General features: G+C 33.5%; 14 protein-coding genes and 2 pseudogenes. 12 read left to right on the top strand and 4 right to left on the bottom strand.

Annotated features, from left to right (window positions below; translation table 11 throughout):
- Positions 1-57 precede the first annotated feature (57 nt).
- Positions 58-1548, top strand: a complete 1491-nt coding sequence (gene galT / locus AC3WVZ_RS08705; RefSeq protein WP_227077868.1) for a UDP-glucose--hexose-1-phosphate uridylyltransferase — start codon at positions 58-60, stop codon at positions 1546-1548.
- Positions 1549-1659: 111 nt separating this feature from the next.
- Here galT and AC3WVZ_RS08710 read toward each other — a convergent pair whose 3' ends face one another.
- Positions 1660-1968 carry an ArsR/SmtB family transcription factor gene (locus AC3WVZ_RS08710; protein WP_119683204.1) on the bottom strand — a complete coding sequence of 103 codons (309 nt, stop codon included), beginning with the start codon at positions 1966-1968 and terminating at the stop codon, positions 1660-1662.
- 106 nt (positions 1969-2074) lie between these two features.
- Between AC3WVZ_RS08710 and AC3WVZ_RS08715 the strand changes: the two genes are divergently transcribed.
- From AC3WVZ_RS08715 to AC3WVZ_RS08730, 4 genes are all read left to right on the top strand, one after another.
- Positions 2075-3010, top strand: a complete 936-nt coding sequence (locus AC3WVZ_RS08715; RefSeq protein WP_065211655.1) for an aldo/keto reductase — start codon at positions 2075-2077, stop codon at positions 3008-3010.
- A 47-nt stretch (positions 3011-3057) separates the two neighbouring features.
- The gene (locus AC3WVZ_RS08720) at positions 3058-4233 is read left to right on the top strand and encodes an MFS transporter (protein ID WP_233936284.1); all 1176 of its coding nucleotides are present in this window, start codon (positions 3058-3060) and stop codon (positions 4231-4233) included.
- A gap of 48 nt (positions 4234-4281) precedes the next feature.
- On the top strand, positions 4282-4488 hold the full coding sequence (locus tag AC3WVZ_RS08725) for a hypothetical protein (protein ID WP_001101741.1): 207 nt from the start codon (positions 4282-4284) through the stop codon (positions 4486-4488).
- Between the two features lie 143 nt (positions 4489-4631).
- On the top strand, positions 4632-4994 hold the full coding sequence (locus AC3WVZ_RS08730; protein ID WP_100651401.1) for a DUF805 domain-containing protein: 363 nt from the start codon (positions 4632-4634) through the stop codon (positions 4992-4994).
- A gap of 199 nt (positions 4995-5193) precedes the next feature.
- Here AC3WVZ_RS08730 and AC3WVZ_RS08735 read toward each other — a convergent pair whose 3' ends face one another.
- Both AC3WVZ_RS08735 and AC3WVZ_RS08740 read right to left on the bottom strand, forming a co-directional pair.
- Complete coding sequence (locus AC3WVZ_RS08735; protein WP_000162602.1) at positions 5194-5418, bottom strand: hypothetical protein; 225 nt, start codon at positions 5416-5418, stop codon at positions 5194-5196.
- Between the two features lie 84 nt (positions 5419-5502).
- A complete protein-coding gene (locus AC3WVZ_RS08740) occupies positions 5503-5850 on the bottom strand; it encodes a DUF4257 domain-containing protein (protein ID WP_000426317.1) in 348 nt (115 codons plus the stop codon).
- Between the two features lie 196 nt (positions 5851-6046).
- Between AC3WVZ_RS08740 and AC3WVZ_RS08745 the strand changes: the two genes are divergently transcribed.
- The 6 genes and pseudogenes from AC3WVZ_RS08745 to AC3WVZ_RS08770 form a co-directional block, all read left to right on the top strand.
- Positions 6047-6574, top strand: coding sequence for a DinB family protein (locus AC3WVZ_RS08745; RefSeq protein ID WP_063219876.1), 528 nt, complete (start codon positions 6047-6049; stop codon positions 6572-6574).
- A 182-nt stretch (positions 6575-6756) separates the two neighbouring features.
- The gene (gene rsgA, locus AC3WVZ_RS08750) at positions 6757-7806 is read left to right on the top strand and encodes a ribosome small subunit-dependent GTPase A (protein ID WP_001073051.1); all 1050 of its coding nucleotides are present in this window, start codon (positions 6757-6759) and stop codon (positions 7804-7806) included.
- Positions 7807-8109: 303 nt separating this feature from the next.
- Positions 8110-9048, top strand: a pseudogene (locus tag AC3WVZ_RS08755) (HAMP domain-containing protein); the annotation flags it as partial.
- 123 nt (positions 9049-9171) lie between these two features.
- Positions 9172-9990 (top strand): methyl-accepting chemotaxis protein, encoded by an 819-nt coding sequence (locus AC3WVZ_RS08760; RefSeq protein ID WP_406741423.1) that lies wholly within the window; start codon positions 9172-9174, stop codon positions 9988-9990.
- A 197-nt stretch (positions 9991-10187) separates the two neighbouring features.
- Positions 10188-10493: a hypothetical protein gene (locus AC3WVZ_RS08765; RefSeq protein WP_000539569.1), complete on the top strand. Its 306-nt coding sequence runs from the start codon at positions 10188-10190 to the stop codon at positions 10491-10493.
- Between the two features lie 322 nt (positions 10494-10815).
- Positions 10816-11169: pseudogene (locus AC3WVZ_RS08770) on the top strand (DUF3979 family protein); the annotation flags it as partial.
- Between the two features lie 6 nt (positions 11170-11175).
- On the opposite strand, the gene AC3WVZ_RS08775 reads toward AC3WVZ_RS08770, so the two are convergent.
- Positions 11176-12216 (bottom strand): YkvI family membrane protein, encoded by a 1041-nt coding sequence (locus AC3WVZ_RS08775; protein WP_000370205.1) that lies wholly within the window; start codon positions 12214-12216, stop codon positions 11176-11178.
- Between the two features lie 240 nt (positions 12217-12456).
- On the opposite strand from AC3WVZ_RS08775, the gene AC3WVZ_RS08780 reads away from it, so the two are divergent.
- The gene (locus tag AC3WVZ_RS08780; protein WP_000105199.1) at positions 12457-12900 is read left to right on the top strand and encodes a Dps family protein; all 444 of its coding nucleotides are present in this window, start codon (positions 12457-12459) and stop codon (positions 12898-12900) included.
- The last annotated feature ends 19 nt before the right edge of the window (positions 12901-12919 follow it).

Raw genomic sequence — 12919 nt, forward strand, 5'->3', positions numbered from 1 at the left:
TGGAACTGGCATCGCAAAAACTTTAAAACGCTATGAGACTAGAGGAGGTAAATGCTGATGATATATCAAGTTATCCAGCAGTTAATTGATCGTGCTATTAACATTCAATTGATTGAACAAGAAGATGCAATATATACAAGGAATAAAATCCTTTCCTTACTTCGTTTAGATGACTTTGTAGTGGAAGCGCCAGCTCCTGGGCTCGCAAAGAAAGCAATTTCGGAGTTATTGGAAGAGTTAATAGAATATGCTTGTATGCATAAAATCATTGAGGAAGTACTGGATGAGAAGGAGATTTTAGCAAGTGCAATTATGGATGTTTTTATGTCCAAACCGTCCGTTATCAATACTCTATTTTATGAAAAATACGAACAAAATCCGAAGGCTGCGACAGATTACTTCTATGAATTAAGTAAAAATAGCAATTATATCCAAATGAAGCAAATTGGCAAAAATATAAATTATAAAGTAAATACGGAATATGGTGCCATTGATATAACGATTAATTTATCCAAACCAGAAAAAGACCCTAAACAAATTGCTAAAGAAAGAGTATTGAAAAATACAAATTATCCAAAATGCTTACTCTGTATAGAAAATGAGGGATATAGAGGCAGAATTGGACATCCTGCACGCTCGAATCATCGTATGATCCGAATGAACATTACAGGTGAAAGCTGGTTTCTACAGTATTCTCCGTATATATACTTCAATGAACACTGTATTGTATTGTCCTCAGGCCACCGGGAAATGAAAATTGATCGTCATACATTTTTACGTTTGTTAAAATTTGTAGAAAAATTCCCGCATTATTTCCTCGGTTCCAATGCAGATTTGCCAATTGTAGGAGGATCTATTCTAACGCATGATCACTATCAAGGTGGAAACTATGAATTTGCTATGGCAAATTCATCGAACGACCTAATTTTTGAACTACCTAACTTTCCCAAAATGCAATGCTCTATTATTAAATGGCCTATGTCAGTTATTCGCTTAAGAAGTAACGACATAGAACAAATTGCAAATGCAGGGGAGTACATATTAGAGAAGTGGAAGGGATATAGTGATCCTTCTGTTAATATATTCGCATTTACGAATGATGTTCTACATAATACGATTACTCCTATTGCTCGTTACCGGAATAATATGTACGAATTGGATTTAGTTTTACGGAACAATCATACTAGTGAGGAACATCCACTGGGTATTTTCCACCCTCATGCGGAAATACAACATATTAAAAAGGAAAATATTGGTCTGATTGAAGTAATGGGGTTAGCTGTACTTCCTGCTCGTTTAAAAACAGAGCTTCAGGAAGTAGGGAAATTTTTACTTAATATTCCAAATGATATTCCAATACCTCATATACAATGGGCAGAACAATTAAAAACCAAATATGAAAATAGGATGAATGAACAAAATATACAGGAGATTATTAGAGAAGAATTGGGACGGAAATTTATTCAGGCGCTTGAAGATGCTGGTGTTTTTAAACGAGATGAAGAAGGGATATTAGCGTTCAAACGTTTTATTCAGACTTTAATTTAGGAAGTGACTTAGTAGTTATAGTGAAGAACAAAATCCCCAATGAATAAAGCTTTACAGTATTAAAAGAATAGAAAAAACTAAACAACATCTCATATGAATATGAGATGTTGTTTAGTATGGTTCTGTCGCATGTATTATCACATCTAATAAACCTGGGAATCTAGCATTTAAATCTTCTTCACGAATTGAAATGAAACGTTGTGTTCCTTCAAGGCGCGTGTACATAACACCTGACTCACGTAAAACTTTGAAATGGTGAGATAAAGTTGATTTCGCAATAGGGATGTTTAAAGCACCACAAGATTGTTCACTTTTCTCTAGTAACATATTTACAATTTGTAAACGAATTTGATCGCTAAGTGCATATAAGACAGAAGAAAATTGAATTTCTTCTCGATTTGGATGATAGAGTGTACGCATATTTCACCTACTTGTATAAGTTAAGATATTTGCACTATAACATATAAAGTGGTATATTTCTATTGTTCGAAAATGTTCGAATAATAGAAATATAGGGGGAGAAAAAATGAAGTATACAAAATTGCAAAAGGCAGGACTAAATATTTCAAGGCTGGGTTTAGGTACAAATGCAGTAGGGGGACATAATTTATATGCTAATGTGAATGAAGAAGAAGGAAAGCAATTAGTAGAAGAAGCTATTCAGCAAGGGATTACATTTTTTGATACAGCAGATTCATATGGTTTCGGTAGATCAGAGGAATTAGTAGGAGAAGTATTAAAGGGAAAACGTCATGAGTTTATACTTGCTACAAAAGGTGGAATTCAACCGTTGTTAAATGGAGAAACTTATATTAACAATGAACCAAGTTATTTAAGAAATGCTGTGGAAAATAGCTTAAGAAGATTACAGACTGATTATGTTGATTTATATTATTTACATTTTACAAACCCTGAAACAAGTTACATAGATTCAATTGGAGAGCTTACTCGTTTAAAAGAAGAAGGGAAAATTCGTTCAATTGGAATATCGAACGTAAACATAGAACAATTAAAAGAAGCGAACCAACATGGTTATATAGATGTTGTACAATCACCGTACAATATGTTAGAACGTACGGCTGAGGAAGAACTTTTGCCGTATTGTATAGAAGCGGGTATTTCATTTATTCCGTATGGACCTCTTGCTTTTGGAATGTTAGGCGGAAAATATACAGAAGATTTCAAATTGAATAAAGTCGATTGGCGCCAAAGTGTAAATCTATTTGAAGAAAATACATATAAGAGTAATTTTAAGAAAGTGAATAAGTTAAAAGGGTTAGCGAAAGAAAATGGTATTGAAGTGTCTCATTTAGCATTAGCATGGTTATTAAATAAAGAAGGAATTGATACTGTTATACCTGGTGGAAAGCGGGCAGAGCAGGTAAGAGAAAGTGTGAAAGCGGTAGACGTTGCATTGAACGAAAGAGTCATGAAAGAAATCCAATCTATTTTAGAAGATTAGTGAAACAGAGGAATAGTACCCTCTGTTTATATAAGGAGAAGGTCTAAATGAACAGAGTACTAGCTGTATTTTTTATGATAATGTTTATGATCGGTACAGATACTTTCTTAATTTCACCACTGTTGCCGACATTGCAACAGGTGTATCATGTTTCAACTGAGTTGTCAGGATGGATGGTGAGTTCGTATGCTTTAGGGTATGCTGGATTTGCGCTTATTGCTGGTCCTATATCAGATGGATTAAACAGAAAAAAAGTGATGGTACTAGGTATGAGTTTTTTTGCAGTAAGTACGTTTTTGTGTGGAATTGCACCGAGTTTTTTATGGATGCTAACATTTAGATTTTTAGCAGGTGTAAGTGCAGCTTTTGTATCTCCACAAGTGTGGGCATCCATTCCGATTCTTATAGAGAAAAAGCAAATTGTGAAAGCAATTGGGGTTGCAACAGCAGGGTTATCAATCTCTCAAATTTTAGGGCTGCCACTGGGAGCTTATTTAGCAACGATACATTATACAATCCCATTCTATTTCATTGGTATATTATCAGCACTACTTGTCATTCTTATTTATGTTGTATTACCAGAAATACAGTCGGTTCATATAGGTGGAAATAAAAAAGCGATTTTACAGCGTTATAAACAATTACTTACAGATTCAAAGGTTTCACTTTCTTATTTTGCATACTTTGTTTTTCAAACCGGAAATTTTGCTGCATTTTCATTTTTTGGTGTATGGCTTTCCATTCAATTTGGCTTACAAGTTCATGAAGTAGGTACAGCTATGCTCGTATTAGGGTTAGGAAATTTAACTGGTAATATTTTTGGTCCTAGAATCGTAAATAAAATTGGTTATAACCTTTCTTTCTATGGTGGAATTATATTTACAGCAGTGCTATATGTATTACTTCCACATGTAAAGAACATTGTATTGATGGAGTTATCGTTCTTTGCTTTGTTTTTTTGGACAGGAATTTTGTTTGTATTAATGATGAGGCACTTACAAAACATATCTAGTGTAGCAAGAGGAACAGGAGCCGCGCTTGCAAATGCTTCTATGTATATTGGTCAAATGATTGGTGCGGCAATAGCAGGAATGTTATTTGCAGTATCTCACAATTTTATACTTATAGGTAGTTTTACTACTTTACTATATATAGGAGCTTTATTTTTGTTTAGAAAAAGTGAAAAACTTACTGAAAGTAGTGAAACAGGAATTGCATCATAAAGCTTGTATAAATATTTCGCAAATCAGAATTAATAAGAGTGTGAATACATGAATGTGCTTTTAATTAAAGTAGTTACTAAAAGTATAGAAATAGTAGAAGAAATGTATTGTAACAAAGTTATGAGGAATCAAAAAATAAAAATCCCTATAAAGATAGGGATTTATATATCGGCATATAGTTCCTTGGAAAAGGATATACTTAGTTTAGCATATCGGACTACTTATATTTGTGAAATAGATGTGAAAGTAATGTGAAAAATGCCGAAGGAAAAAACTATTTAAATAGAGGGCAATTTAGATGGGGATATGGATTTTACATAAATGTTGTGTTATATTTCTACTTATCTGTTAATAATTACATATTTTAATTTTATTGGGGATAAAAGGGAGAGGTTTAAATGCAATGGTATTTGAAAGCTCTAAAGAATTATGGGAATTTTAGTGGTAGAGCTACGCGAAAAGAGTACTGGATTTTTAGTTTATCCAATATCGTAATTTTTTGGCTACTGTTATTTTTATCATCATTTTCAGAGGTGTTAGTTGCTATTATTGCGTTGCTATTTATGTTAGTAATGATTATACCAAGTTTTTCGGTTGGTGCACGACGATTACATGATATTGGGAAAACGGGATGGTGGCAACTATTAAATTTTGTACCGTTTGGTAGCGCTGTTTTACTTGTATTTTTTATCATTGAAAGTGAAGAAAATGACAATCAATACGGACCAAATCCGCATTCAGATTTAAAAGAAGCGATTTAATAAACTTATTTAGTTTGTAGCATTACTAGTTCAATTATTTTATCTATTATTAAAATGGTTTGCGTGGGCTAATATTATTAGGTTGATCTTTAGGTCTAGATGACTTTTGAAACTGTAAAAATGGAAAGATAAAGGCAGAGAGAATATAGCATGGAAAGAAAAAAATTCTAAATAAAAAGCACTGTTTTAGCTAATGTAGCTAAAACAGTGCTTTTCTCTTTGATTGAACAGTTGCAGCATTTTCATCATGTATACCTGCATCTTTAATAATTCGTTGTTTTGCTTTATTTAATAGATGGTTTACTGCTTCACCAAAATAGTTAGCTTCGCTTTTTGTGCGGGCTTCTCGTAAACATTTATAGTTTTCTAGCAGTTCCTCTTTTTCGGAGTTTGTTAAGAAATCTTCTATTTTCTTTTTTGTCATACGAAACACCCTTTCTCCTGACAAACGACGCAATAGAAAATATTTATTTCTCATTATAACAATAATTTTAAAAGAAAGTATACACTAACGTCGCAATAATTTGTCAATTTCTTGAATCTTCTCATCAGCTTTCCCAATTTGCGTATTTTTAGCCTGTTCGCCACCAAGAGCTTGATGTAGTAAGAAAGTTTGACCGGAAATAGCAGTTACAATGGATACTTTTATAATTTCTTTTATTGCGGTGACATCGAATAAAACGAGCCCAAGAAGTGCGGCTAGGCTACCAGTAAAAATGTCAGTTAAAAATCCAAAATGAAAAAATGTTTTCAAACGGCGTGGAAGCAATAACTTACCTTGGTTATTGATTAGATGGGAAACGAAGCCGGTAATGCCACCAACGAGAACAGCGGTTAGCCATTGATACATTTCCATCGAATCCACTCCTTTTAGTGAATAAGATTCGATTATTTTATATTGATTCCTTTTAATATTTCATATAAGCATATTGAGAAAGTTTGTTTGGGTATATTTTGTATTCAATTTAATTATAACAGAAAATTTCGAAAGGTTTCAGTCTATTATATGAATCATTTTTACAATAATATGAATGCAGAAAGGGGTGCGTGATATGAAGATAGATTATCGAATAAGAAGTGTAAATGGTTATACAAAAACTATAGGGGAATTAGTAAGCATGCTGGAGCATACGAGGGCTGTAACATTAGGCGAAGTAAAAAATTTATTAGTTGAGCAATTAGATTTAATTATGCAGAGCAGCGGAAATTCAATTGGCGCCTTATTAAAGCATATAGCAGCTATTGAAAAAGTTCATCAGCTTATTTCATTTCAAAATCGTGACTTTACAAAAGAAGAATTAGAAATATGGGAAGATGCACTGTATTTAGGGGAAGCAGGTAGAGCGATCCGTGGTCATGAAATACAGTATTATGTACAACTTCTACAAAGTGTTCGAGAAGAATCTCTGAAGTATTTAAGTGAACAAAGTGATGAGTGGCTCATGTCAGAAAGAAAGTGGCCTAACGGTGTAATATATAACCAGCACTATCTTTGGTATCATGTGCTAGAAGATGAAATTAGTCACCGAGGACAAATTAGAATGCTCAAAAGAAAGTTGTTTGAAAATTACGTTAAATAATGTAGCTTTTTATAGGAGAATTCCATATAATGAGAGTAATTAAAAGAAGAACGGGGTGATGTATTATGGCGAAAATAACTTATATGAATAATAAACCAAATACAAAGGTGGATGGAAAGGGCGAGACTATATAAGTGAGCGCACGATCCTTCCGCTTAGCTTACACTAGGGAGGATATCAATTTGAATCAAAATATTTTAGAATCGTTCGGCTGGGATTCTTTTTTTGAGGAACAAGCTGTTGAGAACTTTGAAGTAGGACGAATTTTACTCGAGCATAAGCATATATATCGAATTATTTGTAATGATGGTGAGTATATGGCAGAACTGTCTGGGAAGTTTCGGCATGAAGCAGTTACGAAAGGCGATTATCCAGCAGTTGGTGATTGGGTGTATATAAAGAAAATAGAAGATGAAAAGAAAGCGATTATTCATCGTATTTTCCAGCGAAGAAGCTCTTTCTCAAGACAAGAGGCTGGAACAAGAACAGAAGAACAGATTATAGCAGCAAATGTAGATTATTTATTTTTAGTGAATGCACTTAATCATGATTTTAATGTTAGAAGGATGGAACGTTATTTATTATTAGCGTATGAAAGTGGCGCTATGCCAGTTATTGTTTTAACAAAGAGTAGTATATGTAATGATATAGAACAAAAAATTGTAGAAACGGAAGCTATAGCAATTGGTGTTCCTATTTTTGTTGTTGATAGTTTAGAGCATACAGGTATTGATTCGTTGAAACAATTCGTTTCTTCAGGGAAAACAATTGCTTTAGTTGGGTCATCAGGGGTAGGAAAGTCAACTTTGTTAAATGCGCTAATAGGAATTGAGGTAGCAAAAACGGGAGATATACGTGAGGAGGATAGTAGGGGAAGGCATACGACAACGCATCGAGAGTTATTCCAATTGCCAAGTGGCGCTCTCGTAATTGATACTCCCGGTATGAGGGAATTGCAACTTTGGGAAGGAAGCGAAGCGATTCAAACAACATTCTCTGATATTGAAGAACTTGCGACAACATGCCGTTTCCGTGATTGTAAGCATGAGAATGAACCAGGGTGCGCGGTGTATAGTGCAATTGAAAACGGACTTATTACGATAAATCGTTTGAAAAGCTATAAAAAATTACAAAGAGAACTGGCGTATTTTATAAGAAAACAAGATGCAATCCTTGCCAGAGCAGAGCGTGATAAGTGGAAAAAGCTTTCTAAACAACATAAAAAAATGTAAAAACCAAAGGGGCACCCTTTGGTTTTTTCTATTTGTAAATTTTATAATAATATTATTTATATATATAGACAAAGGGAAGTTAATTGTTTAAACTTTACAAAGTATTCATCATAATAGGTTATGAAAATAATAATTAGGGATTGGGAAATATTCATAATTAACTCAATTTAACTTTTAAATTTGAAAATTAGGAGGTTCATAATGGGTAAACTATTAAATTTGTTTCGTGATATGAAAGTAGCAAAAAAGCTATTAATTTCATTCTTTGTAATTTTAATTGCGGCTGTGTCTATTATCGGAGGCATGTCTTATCAAACAGCCAAAAAGAATTTTGAATCGCAAATTAAGAGTAGTGCCAACGACAATATAAAAATACTGGATAATTTAATCAATCAAATGATTGATGCAAAATTTAATGATGTGAATAATTTTGCACGGGTGATTCAGGGGAATATGTATCAAGGAGATAATCAGGATGAATTAAGAAAAATGTTATCTCAATATATAAATTTAAATAAAGATATTGAACAAGTATATGTTGCCGGAAATGATAAAAAATTTGTACAAGAACCAAATATACAAATGGCAGCAGACTATGATCCAACAGAGCGTTCTTGGTATAAAGATGCGGTTGCAAAACAAGGTGGTATTGTTGTTACTGAGCCATATAAGGCAAAAGGAAATGGACATATTGTCGTAACAATCGCAAAACAAACAGAAGATAAAAATGGAGTTGTTGCGCTAGATTTAAGTTTAGATAATTTATTAAAAACATCAAAGTTAATTAATATTGGTAAAAAAGGATATGCCTTCATTTTAGATGGAAAGCAAAAAATAATTGCTCATCCACAAGAAAAATCAGGGGAAAAAGCGGCTGATTCTTGGGCAAAGAAAATTTATGAAGATAATCACGGTGCTTTTTCATATTCTTATGGCGGTAGTGAAAAGAATATGGTATTTGCTACAAATGTAAAAACAGGTTGGAAAATTGGTGGGACGATGTACTCAAGTGAAGTAATTGAAGCTGCTCAACCTGTATTTTATAATATGTTAATTGTTATGCTTATCTCATTAGTAGTAGGCGGGGCACTTATTTATTTTGTAACACTTTCAATTACGAAGCCTTTAAAGAGATTAGTTGTTACCTCTAAAGAAATAAGCGAAGGGGATTTAACGCAAACAATTGAAATTCATTCTAATGATGAAATCGGCCAACTTGCTAAAGGTTTTAATGAGATGACGAATTCGTTACGGACGTTAATTGGAAGAATTAACGATTCAGCTGGGCATGTTGCAGCGGCATCAGAAGAGTTAACTGCAAGTGTAAGGCAAGCAAGTGAAGCGACTGAGCAAATCACAATCGCAATGGATGAAATATCAAGTGGGGCAACGACGCAAACAACAAGCGTAGAAAATGGCGCTATGTTACTGTTTGATGTAACGGAAGGAATTCAACATGTAGCAAATAGTTCATCATCTATTAATACGGCTTCTGCACATACTCGTGAAAAAGCAGAAGATGGTGGGAAACTAGTAGGAAGAACAGTAAACCAGATGCAGTCTATTGCAGAATCGGTTTCACAATCAGATGCAGTTATACAATTACTAAATAATAAATCAAAACAAATTGGTGATATTTTAGAAGTAATTCAAAATATTGCAGATCAAACAAACCTTCTAGCTCTAAATGCGGCGATTGAAGCCGCAAGAGCCGGTGAGCATGGAAGAGGTTTCGCAATTGTTGCAGATGAAGTGCGTAAATTGGCAGAGCAGTCTAGCGTATCTTCTAGTGAAATTAGTAAATTAATATGTGAAATACAAGATGATATGGGTAAGACAGTCAAATCTATGAATCATGTAAATGAGGAAGTTCAATCTGGACTTGTTATCGCAAATGAAACGAAGCAAAACTTTGCTGAAATCTTACAATCTACAAATGAAATAGCTAATCAAATTAAGACGATGGTTGAAACGGCTAATGGAATGTCAAAAGGGGCAAATGAAGTATCTATTTCGGTAGGACAAATTGCAATGACAGCACAAAATAATGCGACAAGCACACAAAATGTTGCGGCTTCAGCTGAAGAACAGCTAGCTTCGATGGAGGAAATTGGATCTGCAGCAGGCACGTTATCTCAAATGGCTGAAGAGTTGCAAGGACTAATTGACAGATTTAAAGTCTAATAGAGAACAGACTATCCCCTAGTAGCATTATGCCAATAGAGGGTAGTCTGTTTTATTGTGTAAAATCAAATGGAGATGTAAACTTCCTTTATGACGTTTAAAATGGTATTTTGCATAATGTTTGTCGAAAAATAGAGGTATTTGTTAGCTTTGTGTATAATTATTAACGTATAGAATACAAATAAAAGGAGAGTATTATGGGAGTGTATTGGGGGACAAAAAGACATTCTTGGCTTAGTTACGTCTCATTTTGGCTAAGTATTTCATTTTTTATTGTTTTTCTAATTGAAGTGTTTATATTAAAAACACTTTCGAATAGCTCGGTGCAAATTGTTAAATATTTTTATTTTATATTTGTACCAGTAAATATTTTTCTTAGTTTAAAGTTACTATTTAAGAAGAATGAAAAGAAAGCGTTACCTATTTTTAGTTTCATTGTCTCATTATTATTTGCAATTTTAATAATCGTATTAGTTTTAGCAGCTATAGGGAAGGTCTTTTGAGGGGAGTGGTATAAGTCACTCTCCTTTTTTATTTGTGGTAGTCTTACTATATATAAAAGTGTGAATGCTGTGAGCTAATAAAAGCAGAGAGTAGACAATATTTGCATGGATTAAAGTCTGTCGTTATTTGAACTTGTAAGAGTGTATGGAGTAATGAGGTAATATACATAATAATGGAGATAGAATTAGTTATTTTATAAGTTTGTATGAAGCAAATGAATACGGTAAGAACGTTGATATATGGTACAATAGCTATGGATAGTGATAGAGATAAAGGGTATATAAAATACTCATCGTTTTTTAGTAAGAGAGGGGTTATCTTATGCTATACGAGGATTTGGAGACATTATTTCAAACAGCTCCGAAAGAAGATAGAGGCGGATGGAAATATATAATCCAAGAACAAAATAATACATTTAAAATTGTTGATGAAATACTGAAAAATCAAATGAGTGTCGAATTATATTTTAATGAATACGATGAGGTGAAAATCACTTTATATAAAGATGGAATTCCCATTACGACTATGCAAAGAATTGTGATTTCAAAAGTTGAATTAGACGAAGATGAAGAAGGTATTCAATTTGTTTTAGAGCGCATGCCTAGTCGAATGATTCGGTTGCAGTTAAAGCCATATTTAGCATTAGAAATGGGACCGTACTGGGAAGTATGTGATGCTTTTTTATGTTTTTTGAAGTTGTTTAAACGCAATGATTGGCAGTATAACAATACTTACCCATCCGATGATAGGATATAGAATGTGAAGTAAGTCACTGTAACCGATGTAGCTAAAGCAATAACTAATTAGTAAAATGAAGAAAATAATATTGTTATTTTTCCACCCAGTAATAGATTGCATCTGTTTTGTCATTCCGAACACATTACCAACTAAAGTTGTGAAAACTTCACCGAAAATAATGAGAACGAAAAAGAAGTGAAAAGTTGCATTAAATCTTCTTATGACTTCAGCCATTGGGATGTTATATTGGTAAAATTGATCGACTGATAAGATTGCTAAATGGCTGCATAATAAAATTAAAGAAAGTCCAGCACCACCCAAAATCCCACCCCAAAAAATAGCTTTTCGATCTCTTACTTCACTGGCTAATGGGACGAGAACACTTTGGGCGAGAGAAAGATTTAAGGCGACATATGTAATAGGGCTAGTAATCCATTTCATATTCCAGTTCTCTGCAGGAATAGTGTTATTAATGGAAGGTGTACCGTGAAAAAAGGTTGTAATAGCAAGTCCGATAATAAAAATCATCATAATAGGTACGACAAGTGTATTTACTTCAAAAACACCTTGTAATCCGCGGCTACTTATAATAAGACAAGCGATAACTGTAATAAGAATACCGAGTTGTCTTGGTAAGCGAAGTTGCTCTTCAAATACTGCACCAGCCCCTGATAACATAACGCTCGTTACGCCGAATAAAACGAGTAATAATAATGTGTTTACAACATTCCCAAATACATCCCCAAATAAATATTTGTTAAATTCTTGCGCTGAAAATGCCCCGATTTGTGATGAAAGTAACATCATCTTTGTGCCAAGCCAAATAAAAAAAAATCCACTTACACATATGCCAATTGTCCCGTATAATCCATTCACTGTGAAAAATTCAACAATTTCTCGTCCAGTAGCAAATCCAGCTCCAACGACAGTTCCGATATAAGTAGCGGCTACTTTCTTTGCTACTTGCCATTGTTGATTGTCCATGTTATCCCTCTTTCTACTATGATGAGCTTGATGTACTATTATGCATATGTATGAGCTTGGACAATTAGACGTATGAAGTGTTTGAAAAAATACATGAATTTAATGATATTAGGGAAGCATTAAAGGTGTTAAAACTTTGTTACATATAAGCCAATTGTTCGAAAGGAAAGGGAATGTATGGTAAAATGTAATTAGGTTATTAAAAGATAAACATTACAAAATGATAAGAGGAGTGATTGTATGAGTACGAAAACAAATGTTGTTGAAGTATTAAACAAGCAGGTAGCAAACTGGAATGTGTTATATGTTAAACTACATAATTATCACTGGTATGTGACAGGGCCACACTTCTTTACATTACATGAGAAATTTGAAGAGTTTTATAATGAGGCTGGAACGTATATTGATGAGTTAGCAGAACGTATTTTAGCTTTAGAAGGTAAACCATTAGCGACAATGAAAGAATATCTCGCAACATCTAGTGTCAGCGAAGGGACAAGCAAAGAATCTGCAGAAGAAATGGTGCAAACATTAGTGAATGATTATTCTGCACTTATTCAAGAATTAAAAGAAGGTATGGAAGTTGCAGGTGAAGCTGGTGATGAAACATCAGCTGACATGCTGTTAGCAATTCATACAACATTAGAACAGCATGTATGGATGCTAAGTGCATTCTTAAAATAACGATAAATATAATAGAAAC

This window comes from Bacillus sp. CPT56D-587-MTF, from assembly GCF_058792335.1.